General features: G+C 42.7%; 14 protein-coding genes. 10 read left to right on the plus strand and 4 right to left on the minus strand.

Translation table 11 applies throughout. The features are described from left to right. The first annotated feature begins 241 nt into the window (after positions 1 to 241). From PQ469_RS18915 to PQ469_RS18925, 3 genes are all read left to right on the plus strand, one after another. On the plus strand, positions 242 to 919 hold the full coding sequence (locus tag PQ469_RS18915) for a response regulator transcription factor (RefSeq protein ID WP_274209084.1): 678 nt from the start codon (positions 242 to 244) through the stop codon (positions 917 to 919). Beyond that, on the plus strand, positions 916 to 2,169 hold the full coding sequence (locus PQ469_RS18920) for a sensor histidine kinase (RefSeq protein WP_274209085.1): 1,254 nt from the start codon (positions 916 to 918) through the stop codon (positions 2,167 to 2,169). Before PQ469_RS18915 ends, PQ469_RS18920 begins: the two co-directional genes overlap by 4 nt. Positions 2,170 to 2,291: 122 nt before the next feature. Beyond that, positions 2,292 to 3,050, plus strand: coding sequence for a hypothetical protein (locus PQ469_RS18925; RefSeq protein ID WP_274209086.1), 759 nt, complete (start codon positions 2,292 to 2,294; stop codon positions 3,048 to 3,050). Positions 3,051 to 3,215: 165 nt separating this feature from the next. Here PQ469_RS18925 and ychF read toward each other — a convergent pair whose 3' ends face one another. After that, entirely contained in the window at positions 3,216 to 4,319 is a 1,104-nt protein-coding gene (gene ychF / locus PQ469_RS18930) for a redox-regulated ATPase YchF (protein ID WP_274209087.1), read from the minus strand. 241 nt (positions 4,320 to 4,560) lie between these two features. Here ychF and mgtE point away from each other — a divergent pair, with 241 nt between their 5' ends. Then, positions 4,561 to 5,931: a magnesium transporter gene (gene mgtE, locus PQ469_RS18935; RefSeq protein WP_090646157.1), complete on the plus strand. Its 1,371-nt coding sequence runs from the start codon at positions 4,561 to 4,563 to the stop codon at positions 5,929 to 5,931. An 82-nt stretch (positions 5,932 to 6,013) separates the two neighbouring features. Beyond that, positions 6,014 to 6,511 carry a DUF5362 family protein gene (locus PQ469_RS18940; protein WP_274209088.1) on the plus strand — a complete coding sequence of 166 codons (498 nt, stop codon included), beginning with the start codon at positions 6,014 to 6,016 and terminating at the stop codon, positions 6,509 to 6,511. Positions 6,512 to 6,589: 78 nt separating this feature from the next. On the opposite strand, the gene PQ469_RS18945 is transcribed toward PQ469_RS18940, so the two are convergent. Beyond that, positions 6,590 to 6,922 (minus strand): DUF3276 family protein, encoded by a 333-nt coding sequence (locus PQ469_RS18945; RefSeq protein ID WP_274213831.1) that lies wholly within the window; start codon positions 6,920 to 6,922, stop codon positions 6,590 to 6,592. Between the two features lie 166 nt (positions 6,923 to 7,088). Then, positions 7,089 to 8,876: an ABC transporter ATP-binding protein gene (locus tag PQ469_RS18950; protein WP_274209089.1), complete on the minus strand. Its 1,788-nt coding sequence runs from the start codon at positions 8,874 to 8,876 to the stop codon at positions 7,089 to 7,091. Positions 8,877 to 9,049: 173 nt separating this feature from the next. Between PQ469_RS18950 and PQ469_RS18955 the strand changes: the two genes are divergently transcribed. Continuing rightward, positions 9,050 to 9,274 carry a DUF6965 family protein gene (locus tag PQ469_RS18955; protein WP_274209090.1) on the plus strand — a complete coding sequence of 75 codons (225 nt, stop codon included), beginning with the start codon at positions 9,050 to 9,052 and terminating at the stop codon, positions 9,272 to 9,274. A 113-nt stretch (positions 9,275 to 9,387) separates the two neighbouring features. On the opposite strand, the gene PQ469_RS18960 is transcribed toward PQ469_RS18955, so the two are convergent. After that, entirely contained in the window at positions 9,388 to 9,873 is a 486-nt protein-coding gene (locus tag PQ469_RS18960; protein ID WP_274209091.1) for a nuclear transport factor 2 family protein, read from the minus strand. A gap of 784 nt (positions 9,874 to 10,657) precedes the next feature. Here PQ469_RS18960 and PQ469_RS18965 point away from each other — a divergent pair. From PQ469_RS18965 to PQ469_RS18980, 4 genes are all read left to right on the plus strand, one after another. Beyond that, positions 10,658 to 11,767 (plus strand): hypothetical protein, encoded by a 1,110-nt coding sequence (locus PQ469_RS18965; protein WP_274209092.1) that lies wholly within the window; start codon positions 10,658 to 10,660, stop codon positions 11,765 to 11,767. A gap of 24 nt (positions 11,768 to 11,791) precedes the next feature. Next, positions 11,792 to 13,249, plus strand: a complete 1,458-nt coding sequence (locus tag PQ469_RS18970; protein ID WP_274209093.1) for a prefoldin domain-containing protein — start codon at positions 11,792 to 11,794, stop codon at positions 13,247 to 13,249. Between the two features lie 147 nt (positions 13,250 to 13,396). Further along, positions 13,397 to 17,260, plus strand: a complete 3,864-nt coding sequence (locus PQ469_RS18975; RefSeq protein WP_274209094.1) for a DUF5977 domain-containing protein — start codon at positions 13,397 to 13,399, stop codon at positions 17,258 to 17,260. 54 nt (positions 17,261 to 17,314) lie between these two features. Then, positions 17,315 to 21,019, plus strand: a complete 3,705-nt coding sequence (locus tag PQ469_RS18980; protein ID WP_274209095.1) for a DUF6443 domain-containing protein — start codon at positions 17,315 to 17,317, stop codon at positions 21,017 to 21,019. Positions 21,020 to 21,375: the final 356 nt, after the last annotated feature.

Here is a 21,375-nt window from a genome sequence, read left to right on the forward strand (position 1 = left end):
CAAAAGATAATCAATTCCATTTATCAAACCAATTTGATCTGCCCGTACCTTCTGCATTGTTATAAAGGAGGATTTATCTTTTTGGATGATAACAGTATAGTGACGTTTTGAGGCTGTTTTTTTTGTAAATTACCACAAGAATATGAAGCAAATCTGTAGTTACTACATCTTTATCCGCAAATGGGTATGCGTACTTCAGTTTATCTTCAATTTCGCATTTTATCTTTGAACAAAAACCGAATTGAAAATCCTGGTAATAGAAGACGAGCAAAGCTTACGTGAAAACATCACCAGCTACCTGAATGTTGACGGCAATATATGCGAAAGCTGTGGCGGACTGACTACGGCACTGCAAAGATTAGCAGACTATGACTATGATTGCGTGCTTTTGGATATAGGCTTACCCGACGGGCAAGGTTTAGATGTGCTTGAATTTTTAAGAGCCCACCACAAAAACGAGGCTGTGCTGATCATTTCGGCCCGAAACTCATTAGATGATAAGCTGAAGGGGCTAAACCTGGGTGCCGATGACTACCTGACCAAACCATTTCATCTTGCCGAGTTAAAAGCGCGCTTAATGGCTGTATACCGCCGGAAAGCATTAAATACCAATAACAAAGTGGTATTTAATGAAATATCAATTGACATACCGGGCAGAACGGTTGAAGTTAACGATAACGCCATCATACTTACACGTAAGGAGTATGAAATGCTGCTTTATTTTATTGCTAATAAGGGCAAAGTAATATCCAAAAATGCCATTGCCGAGCACCTTTGGGGAGATGAGATGGACATGCACGATAACTTCGATTTCATTTACACCCATATCAAAAACCTGCGCAGGAAATTGTTGGATGCCGGTGGTAAAGATTATCTGACATCGATATACGGCCTTGGTTACAAATTTGTGAGTTCATGAAACTATCTGAGCATTACACCCGGACAAGTGTATATATCACCCTAACTGTTTTACTGTTTGGGGCGGTTATTTATTATTTTGCAATTAACTATATAGCGCAGCAACAGCTTGACCGGGGCCTCCAGCAACAATTAACTGAAGCGGAAGAATACGCCAGGAGTAATGACCAGAACCCGCAATTGTATGACCTGGACAGGGATCATGCCATATTTGTAAAAACAAACCGGCAGCAATTGCAAAAGCGTTTTTTTGATACCACTTATTTTAACCCTAAGGAACAACGGGCAGAGCCCGGCCGCGCGGTGGAAGACCTGGTTAAAGTAAACAATAACAACTACTACAAGGTGGTTATCACCATTTCCAGGGCCGGCCAAAAGTATCTTATTGAGGTTATAACTATTATTACCCTTACCCTGCTTGCCGGCCTGCTGGCTGTGCTCTTTATAACAAATAAATACCTGCTTAACGACCTTTGGAAACCTTTTCGGCTAACTTTAAAGGAAATAAAGCAATTTAATATTGCTGATGTTGACCAATTTACCGGAAAACCAAGCCAGGTGGATGAATTTACCGAACTAAATGAAGCCATCAGAGAGATGTCGTTAAGGGTAACGCACGATTACCTGAAACTGAAACAGTTTACAGAGAATGCATCGCATGAAATGATGACACCGCTGGCCGTTGTAACAACCAAACTGGATACACTGATCCAGGACGAAACTTTGGGTGCCGATCAGCTGGCACAAATAACAGATATTTATAGCTCAATTAATAAATCAAGCCGGCTTAACAATTCATTGTTGCTGCTTGCCAAGTTGGAAAACAAACTCATAACCGAGGAAGAACCCATTGAGCTTGACATTATGCTGGCCGAAAAGATGCAGCAATTTCAGGAATTGATGCAAAGCAAAAATCTTTTGTTTCAGCACCAACTTGAACCTAAGCAGATATTAGCCAGCAAATACCTGGTTGATATTTTGTTAAACAACCTGTTCAGCAACGCTATCAGGCATAACATTACCGGGGGGATAGTTATTATCCAATTAACAGCGCATTTGTTATCGATAAAAAACAGCGGGGGTGCTAATCCTTTAAACACCGACCTGATTTTTGAGCGATTTCAAAAAGGTAAAGAATCGCAAGGCACCGGCCTGGGGTTAACCTTGGTAAAAAACATTTGCCAGCATTACGGCTATACCATCCATTATCATCACGAAATGGGTTTACACGCTTTTGTAATTACGTTTTAGATGGTGTTTTGTCACCTTAGTGATACAATAAGCATTTAGCAGCTAACTACAGTTTTGCTTCAGATTGTCATTATAGTTTTATCGTGTATGCCGTTGGCGTACATTATAAAAGTACAAAGTCAATGAAATATTTATGCTTACTGGCCTTTGCCTTTATCACCCTGCAACTTAAAGCGCAGGATAATTACGAAATCCAGGTATATGGTTCAGAAACGGTAGAAAAAGGCAATACCATGGTAGAGCTTCATAGTAATTATACCATTAACGGAAGTAACACAGCTACCAATGGCGAATTACCAACCAACCATGTTGTACATGAAACTATCGAGATAACCCACGGCTGGACCCCATGGTTTGAAACCGGCTTTTATTTTTTCAACTCAATAGGTGATGGGGGGCGGACTGCGTACGTAGGCTCGCACATCAGGCCAAGGGTAGCAGCCCCACAAAGCTGGAACTGGCCGGTGGGCGTCAGTATCTCAACCGAATTTGGGTTTCAAAAAAGCGCGTTCTCTGCCAATACAAGCACACTGGAAATAAGGCCTATTGTGGATAAAAAATGGAACAAATTATATATTTCCGTCAATCCAACATTAGAAAAAAGCTTCGCCGGCCCCGATGTTAACCGTGGGTTTACCTTCTCGCCCAATGTAAAAGGCAGTTACGATGTAACCAAAGTAGTAGCGCTTGGATTAGAGTACTACGGAAGTACCGGTCCCTTCTTTCATTATGATGCATTTAACCAACAGGACCACCAACTATTTGTAGCAACCGACCTCAACTTCGACCCCAAATGGGAAGTTAACGGTGGCATAGGCTACGGCTTTACTTCAAATACCGATAAAGCGATTGTTAAAATCATTATCGGCAGGAGGTTTTGACAGCACAGCGGTGAGGTTATTGTATGCGTAATTCAGCACAAAAAAGGGAAATGCTTTTCGACACATTTCCCTTTTTTGTTGTAGCACGGCCGTAAAGACGAATTAATTATTTTTGATAACGCCTTTAATTTCCTGCTCTATGCTGTTCAACAGCTACCGGTTTAGTTAAACATTAAACCTGAAGTGCATAATATCGCCATCCTGCACAATGTAGGTTTTACCCTCGATGCCCAATTTACCGTTCTCTTTTATCGTAGCTTCAACACCGTTAAATCTCACAAAGTCGTCGTATTTAATAACTTCGGCGCGGATAAAGCCTTTTTCAAAATCGGTATGGATAACGCCGGCTGCCTGCGGTGCTGTAAAGCCCTGGGTAATTGTCCAGGCACGAACTTCCTGTACACCGGCTGTAAAGTAGGTGGCCAGGTTTAGCAAACGGTAAGCAGCTTTTATCAGTTTGTTAACGCCCGATTCTGTCAGCCCTAAATCGTTTAAAAACATCTGGCGCTCTTCGTATGATTCCAATTCAGCAATTTCTGCTTCAATCTGTGCCGATATGATCAGCACTTCGGCTTTCTCTTCAGCTACGGCGGCTTTCACCTGTTCAACGTAAGCATTACCTGTACTTACAGATCCCTCGTCAACATTACAAACGTACATTACCGGTTTGGCGGTAAGAAGCCATATGTCGGCAATATATTCTTTGTCTTCTTCGGCAACCGGTGCTGTACGGGCCGACTTGCCTTGAAGCAAATGGTTTTTATAAACGGTTAAAACATCAAAGGTTTTTTTAGCCTCTTTGTCGCCACCTGTTTTGGCCATTTTTTCAACTTTCTGAATCTTTTTCTCTATTGAGTCTAAATCCTTTAGCTGCAATTCGGTATCGATAATCTCTTTATCGCGTATTGGGTCAACCGAGCCGTCAACATGGATCACGTTATCGTTATCAAAGCAGCGCAATACGTGGATAATAGCATTAGTAGCACGAATGTTGGCCAAAAACTGGTTACCCAAGCCCTCGCCTTTGCTGGCACCTTTTACCAGGCCGGCAATATCTACAATCTCGATAACGTTTGGCACTATGTTTTTGGGCTGAACTATTTCGGTAAGCTTTGTTAAGCGCTCATCCGGCACCGTAATTACGCCCACGTTTGGCTCGATGGTGCAAAACGGAAAGTTAGCCGCCTGCGCCTTGGCATTTGATAAGCAATTAAAAAGTGTTGATTTCCCCACATTTGGCAAACCTACTATCCCACATTGTAAACCCATTGTTTTAAACTCTAAATTCTAATTTCTAAAATTGTTCATGGTTGATGGTTCATAGATCATGGCCAAATAAACAGTCTGAAACAGCATCAAAGACTATGAACCATGAACTATCAACCATGAACCAAAAGGCTGCAAAGATAACAGAATTTTTTGCCCGATTATTTGAAAAAATAAACGACTTTTGCCCTCGTTAAAAAACAGGATCACATTAATAATACGATGTAAAAACGAGGGCAATTATATGGAAGAGATGGTTGAGCAAATAGAATTGTTACTGGAACAGGAAGACAATACCCAATTACAGGAATATTTGAACAGCCTTAATATATCGGATGTTGAAGAACTGATTGATGAACTTCCTGAACACGGCCCTTTATTTATCGAAATACTTTCGCTTAACCGCGCCGTTAATGTATTCCGTATCCTGGATTTCCCTACGCAGGAGCGCATCATTAAAAAGCTATCGGGCCCAAGGGTTGCCGAATTGGTTAACGAACTCCCCCCGGATGACCGTACCGCCCTTTTTGCCGAATTGCATGGCGACGCTGTTAAAAAACTGATCCTTCATTTATCACCAGAAAACCGTAAAGAGGCATTGTCGCTTTTAGGTTACGAAGAAGATAGCGTTGGGCGTTTGATGACACCCGATTATATCGCCGTTAAAAAAAACTGGGATGTTACAAGGGTGTTGTCGCACATCCGCCGGTACGGTAAAAACTCCGAAACCATCGATGTAATTTATGTTATTGACGAAAATGGAATTTTACTGGATGATATCCGTATCCGCGAAATACTATTGGTAAAACCCGAAACCAAGGTATCTGACCTGATGGACGGCCGCCTGATAGCCCTAAGCGCCAGCGACCCGCAAGAAGAAGCTATCAATATTTTTAGAATGAATAACCGCACAGCTTTGCCGGTTGTTGATAAAGAGAATATTTTGTTGGGCATAGTAACTGTAGATGATATTTTATGGATAGCTAATGAAGAATACACAGAAGATATTCAAAAAATAGGTGGTACCGAAGCTCTTGATGAGCCGTACCTTGATATCAACTTATTCCGGCTGGTAAAAAAACGCGTTGGCTGGCTTATCATCCTGTTTCTTGGCGAAATGCTTACCGCTACAGCTATGGGCTATTTTGAGGGCTCGATTGAAAAAGCGGTGGTACTGGCCCTGTTTATTCCCCTCATCATATCAAGCGGTGGGAACGGCGGCTCGCAGGCATCAACGCTTATTATACAGGCCATGGCCCTGGGCGAAGTTACCGTTGCCGACTGGTGGTTGGTGATGCGCCGCGAAATCATGTCGGGCCTGATGCTGGGCGCAACCTTAGGCGTTATTGGTTTTGCCCGAATCTACATCTGGCACCTGTTTTCGCCTGTCTATGGCCCTCATTGGATCCTGGTAGGTTTTACCGTTGGCAGCGCCCTTGTAGGGGTAGTTTTATGGGGATCATTAGCTGGCTCAATGCTGCCACTAATACTCAAAAAATGCGGCGCCGACCCTGCAACCTCTTCTGCCCCGTTTGTGGCCACATTGGTAGATGTTACCGGCCTGATCATCTATTTTACAGTTGCCATAATTTTCATGAAGGGGACAATGCTGTAGTTTCGTTGCTGTCAAAATTATTGTTTGCTTAAATATTTATATACCTTTAGTACAATAAATACTTAAACTTAAAACACTAATAATGGAAACTGACGAAAGCTACATCACCCCTCCTGGTTCAACCGAAATCATTCTGACAGCCGAAGCGCAAAGCTATTTACTATCGGCAGGTAAATGGGCTACCTTTTTAGGTATCCTGGGCTTTATTTTTTGTGGCTTATTTGCTTTATTAGCCTTATCAATAGGTACCATTTTTTCAAAAATGGCCGAAACGATGCCATACAATCCCGGCCTGAAAATGATGGCAGGTTTTGGCGGCGACGTTACTATTTTTTACCTGTTAATTGATCTGCTATACTTTTTCTTCGCGCTTTATATTTACCAGTTTGCGGTGAAAATAAAGGCAGGGGTAAACTTTAAGGATACAGCCCACATAACAGCCGGGCTGGGCAAGCTAAAATCGTTTTTTAAGCTATGGGGAATTGTAACCATAGTTTTCATTTGCGTTTACGTATTAGCAATAGTATGTTTTGTAGTATTTGCTGCAACTATGGCAAAAGATATGTCTGCCGGAATGTAATAGTGCTTCATTAAAATAAAAACCCTGCCTTATGGGCAGGGTTCAATTATATTAGTTTAGCGTTAATTCTTTTTGTTGTTAAATCTCAAACGAAAAATCCTCATCGGCAGAAGCTTTGGCAACTTCAGGATTTTCATTATATTCATAGCGCTTTTCCACTACATCCTGGTTAGCCCTGATGTAGTCAACAGTATCTTTCAAACCTTCGGCAAATTTTTCAAAATCTTCTTTGTATAAAAAAATCTTGTGTTTAATAAAAACGCCGTCTTCCAAACGCTTTTTGCTCTCTGTAATTGTAACATAATAGTCGTTTGAGCGGGTTGCTTTTACATCAAAAAAATACGTTCTTTTCCCGGCTCTCACCTTTTTAGAAAATACCTCTTCACGTTCTCTATTGTCAAAATCTCCCATAAATATCCCTGAAATTAGTTTTGGTTGGCATAAATATAAATAAAAATTCAAAGTGCAAGTATTTTATTCGTTTTTATTGCAACTTTTAAAACAAAACAATGATTTTTTTGTGCGCAAGTTAAATTTATTATTGCTGCGAAACTTAGATGTTAGTCAACCAGAGGAGTTAGGCGTTCTGCTCTTCTTCTAACAGCTGCTTTTCATACAGTTCAAAATAGGTTCCTTTAAGCTGCATCAGGTATTCGTGGTTACCATGTTCAACAATTTCGCCATTATCCATCACCAGTATCTTATCGGCATTTTTTATGGTTGATATGCGGTGCGCTATAATGATGCTGGTTTTACCCTGCATAACACGGCCAAGGTTATTCAATATTTCCTCTTCGGTACGGGTATCAACAGCCGAAAGGCAATCATCAAATATCAACACCTGGGGGTGCTTAAAAATGGCCCTGGCAATAGATACTCGTTGTTTTTGCCCGCCCGACAGGGTTACGCCGCGCTCGCCAATTAAGGTGGTAAAGCCGTGCTCCAGCTCCATAATGTTATTGTAAACAGCTGCATCCCGGGCGGCCTGTTCTACCACCGGCAAATCAAGCACATCGGCGCTGAAAGCGATATTGTTGGCAATCGTATCGCTAAACAGGAAAACCTCCTGCGGCACAAAGCCAATTTGCGACCGATACCCTTCCAGGTTAAGTTGTTGCAGGGGAATATTATCTGCCAAAACCTGTCCGCCGGTAGTATCATACATGCGCATAACCAGGTTGGCAATGGTTGATTTGCCCGAGCCTGTGCGCCCAATAATGGCAACCATTTGCCCCGGATCAACCTTAAATGAAACGTTTTTTAAAGCCCGGATGCCGGTATCAGGATAAGTGAACGATACATTATCAAATTCAAGCGCCCCTTTAATAGCATGTACTGGCGCCTTTGACGAAATGATTTCGGGCTGCTGATGCAAAAACTCATTGATCCGTTTTTGCGAGGCAGCCGCCCGCTGCACCAGCGAAGTTACCCAACCCAGGGCAATCACCGGAAAATTGAGCATATTCAGGTATACAATAAACTCGGCAATATTGCCCGATGTAATATTGCCCTTCATTACCTCTACCCCACCCACATACATGGTAATTACGTTACTCAGGCCAACCAGCAACAACATAATGGGGTAAAACATTGCCTGCACTTTGGCAAGGGCCATCGAATGCATTTTATAATTTTCACTTTCGGCTGCAAATTTCTCCCGTACAAAGGCTTCCCTGACATAGGATTTGATTACCCTGATGCCAGAAAAATTTTCCTGCACAAAACTCGACAATCCCGACAGCCGTTCCTGGATCTGTTCGCTCCGGTAGTTAATTACATTATTCACATAGTAAATGATGCCCGCTAATACAGGCAGCGGCAATACCGACCATACTGCCAGCCGCACATTTACGGTAAGCATGGCATAAATTACCATTACAAACAGCACCACGGTATTGATGGTATACATAATGCCCGGCCCAAGGTACATGCGCACCCGGCTTACATCTTCGGTAACGCGGTTCATCAGGTCGCCGGTGTTGTGGCGCCGGTAGAATGCCAGCGACAGGCGCTGGTAATGGCTATAAATTTCGTTCTTTAAATCATACTCGATATGCCTGGACATCAGGATAATGGTTTGGCGCATAAAAAACAGGAACAGGCCCCTCAACAAAGCCAGCACCAGTACCAGCACGCCAAACAGCATCAGGCTGCTGCCAAAAATATCATAGATCATACCCTGCCGGTTAAAGCCGGCAAAAAGATGGTAGGCGCCAATGTTCTCGGTAACCAGGTCGAAGGCTACGCGGATAACCTGGGCCGGCAGTACACCAAAAATATTGGATATAATTACAAACAACACTCCCGGGATTAGCCGCCAGCGGTATTTGTAAAAAAACTTATTGAGGTATGCGAGGTCTTTCATTTATGCTGACCAAAAGTATTAAAATTTGAGGGGATTGTTGTCGGCCGAAAAGTAACATTGATGTAAGAAAATAACAAGTGTAAAGGAGAAAGGTAAAAGATGAAAGGCGAAAGGAAGAAAAGCAAAAGACAAAAGCCGGTCAATTCCCGGATTCCTTTTTTTACCTTTGCCACATGACAGAGCAGGAGTTGACAGCTTATTTTGAAACCGCAGATTTGCCCCAAACTTTAAGAATTGACAGGGCAACCACCCAGCACGACGTGAAAGAAGCCGTGGCCCGCAACCTGGAAACCATGCGCACCGAAGTTAAACATGCCGGCGCCAGGCACCGCCTCATGCGCATCATCAATGCGCTCGAGCATCCTTACGACGGGCCGGGAATTCCTGGCCGCTGGTAGCTTACACGCAATTGAGGCAGCCGGAAAACAGTTAAAAAATATCAAATAAGAGCAATAAACAAACAACCATCTCCGGTTATTAAGCCATTGGTTTTAAAAATTTACAGTTTTTATCAATGCCCAACGCTCACAACCCGGCTAACCTTCCATTGGCCGTTTTTTAACTGCCAAACGTGTACAAACTTCATTATGCCAATTACCGGCTTACCGTTTTCGGTATGGGTAAAACGGTGAGTGCCCATTTCAATAGCGCCGAAACCAGGCATGGGATACACCTCCAGGCTTTCGGGCAGCAGGTCGCGGCGTAGGTCGGCGGCTTGTTTGTTTTCAAAAATACCCTTAAAGCCGGCCATAGTGCCATCATAACCGGTAAGGCCCTTGCCATCATTATAAAACTCCACATCGGCAGTAAATAAGCCCTTCATCACATCCAGGTTGCGGTTATTAAAGGCATCAAACATTACACTATCCATATGTACAATAGTTTTAAACAATGCGGCATCCTTAGGCCTAAAAACAGCAGATTGGGCCTTAGCGCTAAAACTGCCCGCGAGGGCAAACATTACCGAAAAAAATATGCGGAAAAATAAACGGGGCATTGTCATAGCTAAAAGTATTAATTATACAATGTAGACGCATGCCACCACACCGTAGTTACGGATAATCAAAAATATTCCAATACACCACATTTTTGAAGCCCGATCGCCAAGAGGTTGGCAAATCTAAAACCCGATTGCACCCGCCTCGGATACCATTAAAGATCTTTTCCCCCACGGCCCATTTTTAACTTTTAACTTACCTAATGGCGTTGCCTGCGGACCGGGCTATCCGTTCCAAGTCCTCGCAGGCCGGAGGCGCACAAGGGCCCGCGCATGCTGTGGGCTTTCCACTGCTATCCCTAACGCGTTTTTATCTTGCTGGTAATCAATTACTGACAAGGTTGCGTCACCGCCGTTTTTAACCCGACCGTTTAAATTTGTAGCATCCGGGCAAGAGATTTAGGGTTCACGAAAAGTTGAACGAGTTTAATATTAGGGCGCCAATCCTTCTTTCCATGCCCCCTGACTCTTAACCTCCATTAGACGCATTTATATTATTAATTAAATATAAAAATATTTATCTCCATTTCTTTTGCAATTCAATTCAGATAGCTATTTTAGTACCGCCTAACAACCTTATCAAAATGACGACACCCACTAAATCCATTGCGATTAAAGTACTACCCGGCTTCAAAAGCCCCGTATCTCGCATGTTTTCACCAACTGTATTTATCCGGAATTACCGCATTGTCAGCATGAATTATCCTTGTTAATTCACGCCCTGGCTGTGCCTGTTTAAATCATTAAATCAACTTATCATTCGATATTATCCCCTTTTTTAATTATGAAAAAATCAATCTTTATCACTATCGCACTTCTTTTGGTTTCTGTTTTTGCCCATGCTCAGTGGACAACAACTGGTAGCCTCACAACTATTACTAATACCGTGGGTATAGGTACTACTGCTCCTTCATACCCATTTCATTTATACAATACTACAGCCCGAAGTACAAATAGTGGGGGCTCTGTTGATTTCGGCCTCGATTCGTACAACAATAACTTGGTGGGCTCACGCTTGTATTTCGGGCGCTCCCGCGGCACTTTAGCTGCTCCTTTGGTAGTACAAAACGGAGATTACCTTAGTCTTCTTGATTTTTATGGTCATGACGGCACTACGGCGCAACGTGCAGGACAGCTTATTTTTAAGGTTGACGGAACCCCTGCAAGCGGCATTGTTCCTGGGGCATTCCTGTTTACAACTGTAGGCTCGGATGGCGTCAATGCCGAGCGGATGCGGATCAGTTCGGGCGGCAATGTAGGTGTCGCTGCTCCAGCCCCTATTTCTACTTTCCAGGTTAATAGCGGCCCTTACAAGTTTTCTGCGGGGGGCTGCCCGGGCGGCGATTTGCATTATGGCACGGCTTATATCGGCTTTAACGCTGCGCGTATAGGGCGCGGTAATTCTGCAAACTGGACGATTGAAGGAGACGGTAGCCACAACGGCGGTGGTGTAATTTACTCTGATGTTGCCGGGACTTTATATTTAGCTCCGATACCTTCAGTCGGTACCACTACCCGTACGCTGACGGATATTGACATCAAGAATAACATCACTTTTCGCGTTGATGCTAACGGCACCACATACGCAAAGGCCATAGCCGTTCAAACAACCGGATGGCCCGATTACGTTTTCAAAAAAGACTACACCCTGCCTTCCCTAACCGATGTAAAAACCTACATCGACCAAAACCAGCACCTGCCCGAAATCCCGTCAGCACAGCAAATCGAAAAAGACGGCGTTAATGTGGGTGAGATGAATAGGCTGCTGCTTAAAAAGGTGGAGGAGTTGACTTTGTATTTGATTGAGAAGGATAAACAGGACACTGAAAAAAACAAGCTGCTACAAGCACTACAGGCCCGGGTAAGTGAATTGGAAAAAAATAACTCGAAATAAATTAACCCCCTAAACAAATAAAAAATGAAAAAAAATCTATTATCACTCGCAATAATGCTTTTCGGTTGCCATTTTTCTTATGCCCAATGGACTACAACCGGTACCCCAACCACTATTACTAATACGGTTGGCATTGGTACAACCACCCCTGCTTACCCATTTCATATATATAATACTACTACACGAAGTACCAACAGCGGTTCGTATGCCGATTTTGGTATTGAATCTTTCAACAACACCGGGTGGCAGGGATCGCACCTGTATTTCGGACGGGCCCGGGGCACGGCAACTGCACCACTTGCAACGATTAGTGGAGATTATCTTGGCTGGCTTGACTTTTATGGACATGATGGCACCTCGTTTCAACGCTCGGGCCAGATTGTCCTTGTAGCCAATGGCGCTCCATCAAGCGGCATTGTACCGGGAGCACTCCTGTTCAATTTGGCAGGGTCCGACGGCGTCAACGCCGAGCGGATGCGGATCACCGGGGCCGGTAATGTGGGCATTGGTACAACCAACCCTACAAGTAACTTACAGATTTTCGAATCATCGGACAGTAAACCTGGTGGAGTTGTTGCACCAACGAAATCTGTATTTAAACTTATGAGAAATGGAACTTCTGATTATTCTTATAATGAAAGCGCTGAATTCAGGATAGGACATGGCGGACCAAGCCTATCGGGTAGCAAATTAGATCTGTTTGTGAATGGAGCGAGTAATACAAATGGCGCCCCCGATCAGCAAGTGATGTCATGGTTATACAATGGCAACGTGGGTATTGGCACAACAACCCCTGCTGCACCTTTGCATGTAAGTAAGCTGATGACACCGGGCGCTGTTACCGAGATGTTGCGTTTAGAAATCAGGGGAAATAACAGCGATGAACTGGCCGGCGAAGGCGCGGCCATAAATTTTTACACACCCGTAACCCCTTCGCCCGATGCTTTGGGGGCACAGATATACTCGTTCAGAGAAAGCGCTGTAAATGCTACTTCAACTACTTCGTTGCGCTTTGCTACCAATAACGCAGGAACCGTATCAGATAAGCTTGTTATTTCGGGCAGCGGGAATGTGGGCATCGGTACTGCCGATACCAAAGGCTATAAACTTGGTGTAAACGGCGGTATAATAGCCACAGCAGTAACCGTTAAACTTTACGCCGATTGGGCCGATTATGTGTTTAATAAAGACTACCGTTTACCATCCCTAACAGAGGTAAAAACCTATATCGACCAAAACCACCACCTGCCCGAAATTCCATCAGCGCAGCAAGTTGAGAAAGATGGCATTAACCTGGGCGAGATGAATAAGCTGCTGCTTAAAAAAGTGGAGGAATTGACTTTGTATTTGATTGAGAAGGATAAAGAGGTGAAAGCACAGGAGCAAAATAATTATACTCTTGAGACAAAACTAAAAATACAGCAGGAACAAATTGATCAGTTAAACAAGAAAATGGAGTTGCTTGTCAATAAAATCAAATAAAGTCATGTCTGCTATCAAAAATTAAAACCAATTAACCGTTAGCAATAATTCTTGACAATGTATTGATTTAATGAATACAACCATTGTAATTACCAAAATGATTTTTATCACAATAAAACCTTTTCACACACTTTAAACCTAACAACTATGTTTTACCGTTTATTGCTGGTATTATTCTTCACCTCTTTTATAGTGGGAGCCCTCCAGGCTCAATCTGATTATACCCGGAATTTTAGTACCCACTCCCCTAACGCGTTTGCATTTAGTAAGATCGACAATATCCCGATGAATAATTTTACGGGTATGGCAAACATTAATTTGCCGCTGTACGAAAAGAAAATGTCTATTTTAAGCTTTAATATGGGGCTTACTTATACGGGCGGCGGTGGGCTAAAAAAAGACAATGAACCCGGCATTGTAGGCAAAGGTTGGTTGCTTCATGCAGGTGGAGTTATTATCAGGCATACCAGGGGAATTCCTGATGATTACCAGGCAGGCCCAAATTCAGATAATGGAACCATCCCTATTAGGTATAACGGCGTTTTATATAACGGCGGGGTAACTTATAAACCCGACGGGGCTCAAAGGATAACACCCAGTGATCCGACATTTGATTATACAAACGGAACCGCCGACTCGCAACACGATATTTTTGAGTTTAATATCCCGGGAAAATCGGGTAAGTTTTATATCGGGAAAGACAAGCAGATTGTAGTAGTTACTGATAGTAAAATAAAGATCATACCAGACTTTACAAACAGCACAATTCCCGAATTTAAATTGGGTTCATTTTTGATAATTGATGAAGCTGGTATTAAATATTATTTTAACCAGGTTGAATTAACAAAGGAAGGGACCTCCGGCATAACTCCCGAGGGCGAGTACTACAATAAAGAGTACCCCTCATCCTGGTTACTAACTAAAGTAGCAGCCCCCTTTACCGAAGAAACCATAACCTATCAATATATACAACGGGATATATGGCATGGTGCATCTGGAAATGGCATATATGTTAAAAGATCCGATTTACCCTGGGGGGATCTATCGGGTTCCGGGGGCCCCGGGGCAAAAGAAGTTGATATTCAAAGCATCACTTTTTCGGACCAAAGCAAAATAAACTTTAAATATTTTTTAGATGGCACCAGTCTGACAGCCTTTGATCCATTATTAAAGTCGGTCGAAATTCTTAACCCCCAACAGGAAGTAATTAAAACTTACGCTTTAAATTACAAGCATTGGAGTATTAGTGAGAATCATCCAGGGCGTTTTGAATATAGCAATGCAAGGCCCGAGGATGGTACAAGATTTAACGATTATTTAAATACGGTTGATATAGTCGGCAGTAATAATAGTCATCAAACAATATATGCTTTTGATTATTTTTTAGATCAAAACTTAAATGAATTCTCCGTATCTAACGGTTATGATTATTGGGGCTATTATAATGGTAAAACAAATGCTACCCCTTATATGGTAGCAACCCAATGGGGACCTGCTGCAGACAGAAGTCCGGATTTGAATTATGCAAAATTAGGGATAATAAAAAGAATTGTTTACCCAACAGGAGGGTCAGAAGAGTTTGAATACGAACTTAACAATAAACGCGGAACAAGCGGAAATGTTATCGTTGCCGGATTACGCATAAGTAAACGTACCCTGCATGACGGAATAAGCTCACAAAATGATATTGTAAAACAATATAAGTATGTGGAGACAGATGGGCTTTCTTCCGGTTTTTTAGGAGAAACGCCACTGTTTACCTTTGTAGCATCCACATATTATGACGATGGCGGATGGCCTTCCAACCCACATTTGGCAAATACCACTACCTATAATTTTGAACAGCCAGCAAACCCTCTGTCCAGTATAGATGGAAGTTTTGCTGGATATCGTCGGGTTGAAGAATGGCTTCAAAACGGCAGCTCCAGTAATGGCAAGATTGTTTATGAATATTCGGACTTAAGTTACGCTACCCCCTGGGATCCTAATGACTATTATCCCTACCGCCCGGTAGACAGGCCTAATTGGGCCGTTGGCTTGCCATTAAAAACAACTTATTTTTCTTCGGCTGGGCCCATGACCAGGCAGGTTGTAAATGAGTATAACGTATTTCAACAACAAAAAATTGACGATAATTACAGATCGCTGTATGTATCAATGGATGCTAAAATCAACTTTACACCGGCTGATGTAAATGCCCCATTTTCAGGTAACATATTTACTTATCGCAATTACTATCCGATAGTTGGGCGCGCGGAACTGAGGGCTACTCATGAATATAATTACACATCAACCGGTGCAGTTACGCCAAATGAAGTGCTTACGCAAAACACCTATGATGCCAATTATTTTATGCTTCGTACATCGTCGCAGTTAAATTCAGATGGCAATACGGTAAAAAAATATTTTTATTATCCTTTTGATTATAATCTGGGCGGCTCATTATCTACACTTGTCACCAACAACATAATTAATCAACCGGTGTTAACAGAATCTTGGCTAACCAGACCTGAAGGTAGTTACCTGACACAAGCTAATGTAACAGAGTACCAAACGCTAAACAGCGGTGTTGTCAGGCCTCTTAAAATTTACACCGCGCGGTTAATACGACCCTTATTAACACCGATTTCATTCTCGGGCGCTGTTTTATTGCCAGCAGATCATAATTTTCAACCTGTTTTAACTTGTAATACTTATGATGACAAGAGCCGTCTGGTCGAATTTGAAAACCCGGGAGGTATTAAATCAGCCATTATTTTAGATAAATCGGGAAATACCTTGGCTAAAGCTGATAACGCATCATTCAGTAACATTGCCTACTCTGGGTTTGAAACGGACGATTTAGGTAACTGGACTTACCCGTTAAGCGGTATTTCATCATCTTCAGGTAAATCGGGCTCAAAAAGCTATAGCGGCTCTATCACCAAAAGCGGTTTATTGTCCGGTAACTATAATGTAAGCTTATGGGCAAAAGGAAGCGGTTCTGTAACGGTAAATGGCATAAGCACTGCTATTAATAGTAATTGGAGCCTATACAAATGGGCCCTAACCGGAATTACTGGCGTAACCATTAACACCAATGGTAATTTAGTTGACCAGGTGGCGTTAAGTCCGCAAAGCGCACAAATGATAACCGCTAATTATTACAAAGGGGTTGGAGTTGAGAGTACAACAGATGCCAATTATAAAAGCAGCTATTTTGAATACGACGAATTTACACGACTTGTAAACGTTAAAGATCAGAATAGTAATATCGTTAAAAACTATACCTATCATTATACCACGCCTTTTTTAAGTACTTCGCAGTCTGCAAGCTTTTTAAAGAATGATTGCCCCATGGGAAATTATGTATCCGGCCCTGCGGTAACCTATACAGTTCCTGCCGGCAAGTACACGTCTTTAATATCCCAGGCAGATGCCGATGCACAGGTTGTGAGTGATATGTACGCCAACGGACAGTCGGCGTATTCATATGGCCAGGCATATGCCAATACGAACGGAACTTGCGTCGTGAAATATTTCAATTCGGCTTTATCCGTACTTTTTACAAGGAATAACTGTACTGCCGGCGCAACACCGGGACAAGTATATTATGTTGTGCCGGCCCAAGCTTATAGTTCACTTATTTCGCAAGCCGATGCTGACAACCAGGCTCAAAACGATGTTAATGCCAACGGGCAAAATTATGCCAATGCCAATTGCGTATGCGCCGATCCGATAACGGTTACATTTAGTAATTCAACATCAGATTCTATTGGAATAAATTTTTCGACAGGAATAAATTTTTCTGCTGGTACCGGGTATAACAGGAGTTATGTATGCCCTCCGGGTTCTTCTTCATTGGTATTACCTGCCGGAACTTATAATGTATCGCTTTCTACCATTAATTCAAGTACTACCCATAATTTTTATGTGGGTGGAAGAACAGCCGTTGTTGGCAGCAACGCCAATTTTACAAATGTAAATATTAGCAACGGCACCGGGGCTGAAAGAAATGTCGGGATATATTAAAACGACAGGTTACCAAGGAACTAAATCACAGCATTAACCTTAAACCATTATCATATGGCCATTTTCCATATCACTATAAAATCAAAGCTAAGGCTGGTACTTTTAGCTTTAGGCCTTTTGCTGCCTGCTATAGGCGCAAAAGCCCAAACCTATGTAAACACTCCCATGACGGGTACACCAACAGCTGGTTCCTATTACAGCAATACCAGTATTACGCTTAATCCTGTTTTTAGCTTTGCAGCCGGCAGCGGAAGCAGCCTTAGCTTATATATCGTTAACCCCGATTGCGTACCGCAAACCACGGCTTTAAGCGCCAATAAAAATTATATACTAACCTCCGTACCGCGCATTGGCGGCATTACCACGGTTGCCGGTTTAGCTAACCGGAGTACCTGCGAGCTGATGCAAACAGTTCAATACTTTGACGGGTTGGGCCGTCAGCTGCAAAACATCCAGATTAAAGGTTCTCCTTTAGACAAAGATGTTGTGCAGCCTTTTGCATATGACATTTTTGGCCGGGAAGTAAACAAATACCTGCCCTACGCGGCAACTACAACTGATGGCGGCTACAAAACAGATGCCCTTACTGCGGGTGCCGGGGTATTGAGTTTTTATTACCCTACGGGTAGTACTGCAGCTTCGGGCGCCCAGCAAAGCAACGGCATAGTTTATAACCCCAAACCTTTTGCAGTAACCAACTTTGAACCATCGCCATTGAACCGGGCAACAGAACAGGGTGCTCCGGGTAGCGACTGGCAACCGGTAGCCGGTAATACTACCGGGCATACCAAAAAAATAACCTATACGTTCAACAATTATCTTCCCTTAAGTGATACGGCTAACAGTATGCTGGTACTACTCTATACAGCAACCGTTAACACTGATCATAGCCGCACACTGTTCAATAATAATGGTGCTACTTATTTGGCCAATCAGTTGTCTGTAACTGTTTTAAAGGATGAAAACTGGAAAAGCGGCCGGGGCGGCACTACAGAAGAATATAAAGACAATGCGGGGCATGTTGTGCTGAAACGAACCTTTAATTACAAGGGGGGTGTATTGCAGTTTTTATCTACTTATTATGTTTATGATGATTTTGGACAGCTTGCCTTTGTACTGCCGCCTATGAGCAATGCCGATAATGTATCGCCTGTACAAACTACGCTTGATAACCTTTGCTACCAGTACAATTACGACGAGCAAAACCGGTTAATTCAAAAAAAACTGCCTGGCAAGGGCTGGGAATACGTTGTATATAACAAACTGGACCAGCCGGTACTCACCCAGAATGCTATGCAGCGGTTAACCAACCAATGGACAGTAACCAAGTATGACGCTTTAGGCAGGGTAGTAATGACCGGATTGTGGAATGCAGGCGCAGTTATAGCGCAATCTACTTTGCAGGCCAGTATTTATGCTGCCGTTCAATGGGACACCCGCGATAAAACTGATGTTAATATAGGATATGTCATCAGCAATGATCCGGCCATCAGCAGCTATCCCGCCATTAACAGTTTCCTGAGCATAAATTATTATGATGATTACAGTTTTAGTAATATCACCGGGCTGCCCGCGGTGTTTAATACCATGCCATCGGGGGCCAGCAGCCAAACCACAGGCCTGCTTACCGGCAGTAAAGTAAATATACTGGGCACCGCCAACATGCTTTGGGCTGTAAGCTATTATGATGACCTGGGGCGCAACATCCAAACTTATAAACAACACTACCTGGGCGGCGGCACTCCTAACGTAAACAATTATGATGTGATAACCAATGGTTATGACTTTACTAATGCCGTAGCCAATACTACGCGAAAACATTATAACACTACTAATACCGCGAACCCGGTACTGACCATAGCCAACACATATTACTACGACCATATGGGCCGTAAGACCCAAACCAAAGAACAGGTTAACGGCGGAACGGAGGTATTGTTAAGCCAGGCAGATTATAACGAGATAGGACAATTAAAAACCAAACACCTCCATAGCACTAATAGCGGAGCATCATTTTTGCAAAACACAAGCTATGCTTATAATGAGCGCGGCTGGCTTTCCAAAATTAACGATCCTAATGTGGCCCCTGCCGCGGATAAACTGTTTAGCATGGCGCTTAATTACAACACGCCGGTGCCGGCGAATAACGGGAGCCCGCAGTATAATGGCAACATCGCCGAACAGTTATATAACAAGGGCAGCCTGGGGCAAAAATTTGTTACCTACAATTACGATCAGTTGAACAGGTTAACAGCGGGTAATTCGGCAGAGGCATTTAGCGAAAATAACATTACGTATGATGCGAACGGCAATATACAAGGGATAACCCGTTATGGGCCAAATAGCGGCACACTCAGTTATGTTTATAGCGGCAACCAGTTGCAAGGGGTTACCAGCAATAACAACAGCGTTACCCGGAATTACGGCTATGACGTTAACGGCAATGCAACCAGCGATGGCCAGGGAAATACGATCAACTATAACCTGCTGAATTTGCCTGCTACCATTCCGGGAAAAAGCCTGACCTATACTTACGATGCTTCGGGCCAAAAACTGCGGAAGGTATCGGGCACCACCGTTACGGAATACATAAGCGGCATACAGTACACCGGAACAACAATAGACTTTGTACAAACAGAGGAAGGACGGGTGCTTAACCCGACGACTTCGCCGAACTATGAGTATACATTGACAGATCACCTGGGGAATAACCGGGTAACGTTTGATCAAAAAAATGGTAAGGTTGGCGAAGATGATTATTACCCTTTTGGCTTAAACGTGCACCGCCAGCAAAATGCGGGAAATAAGTATCTTTACAATAACAAAGAGATGCAGGACGAGTTGAATGTATACGATTATGGCGCAAGGTTTTATGACCCGGCAATTGCAAGGTGGACGAATTTGGATCCGCTGGCTGAGAAAAGCAGGAGATGGTCGCCATATAATTATGTCGAGAATAACCCGATCAGGAATACTGATCCGGATGGCATGGATACAAATTTAGGATCAGTGGGTGGTGGCAACGAATATTACACAGGGGCATTAGCTGAAGAATATATTCGCTCGCATCAGGGATGGCATGATGTATCATCGCATATTGAGGAAACCGTGCAAAATGGAATGGGACAAGCTGATGCCCAATATAGTGGAGGTGATGGCAGCCATGGGTCAACATTTTCGGATAAACACAAAGGATACATAAACGAAAAACCTATTTGGTACATGCCTTGGATTATGGAATCTGAATATGTACAGGGATCAGAGTTTACTAATCTTTCTTCTATTGATATGAGTGATAGAGAAACTACTAAATCGCCTTGGACTATAGATCTTAATACCACAAAAATGGTCCAAGCGGATATCGGACTTATTATTGGTAAAATAACCAAGGCAGGAGGTTCTGGTTTTGGTGGGTACGGTAAATACCAAAAAAGTGGTAGCTTTGCATTCGATGCACTTGGTATTGCCGCTGGACTTTACTTATTTGACCTCGTTTATCGATATCAGGATGTCACAATATCAGTATCCGCTGAAAGGTGGTATGGAAAGGTACAGTTTAATGGTATAACTGGTCGATTGAAAGCGGTTCAATATTATGGAAGCGAAAAGGTTAGGGTTTCTATTTTTACGATGAGAGTCGAACAAATTTATGATACAGTAAGCCAAAAAGTGTGGTCCGAAAATAAAGTAATATTTCCTGTTACAATACCGACAGCCAGCCAGTTACCTAAATTTAATTATGGAGAGTTTCAAAAATAATTTTTTAGTAATAACACTGCTTAGATATGGATTTCATATCACAGCTTTCATTTTTTTTTACATAATCGTTGACCGTTCTTATTTTCCTGTGCAACGGTTCTTAGTGGAATCGTTATCAATCGTCCGCTATACAAGTTCGATATCGGTAGCACAGTATGTGTTTACTGGTTTAATATTTTTTTCAATATTGTGTTACAGGGCTGATTACAGGATCATTCGGAAAAGTATGCTCAAAGAATATACTGTTATATATCTTTTAGCTTTGGATATATTTTGTTTGTTTCTCTCTACTTTGGTTATGATCTGTTTTAATAACCTGACCTATAGCAGAACCCAAATAGCAGATGAAGCATCAC

The organism is Mucilaginibacter sp. KACC 22773, assembly GCF_028736215.1.
In the GTDB taxonomy this organism is placed as follows: Bacteria; Bacteroidota; Bacteroidia; order Sphingobacteriales; family Sphingobacteriaceae; genus Mucilaginibacter.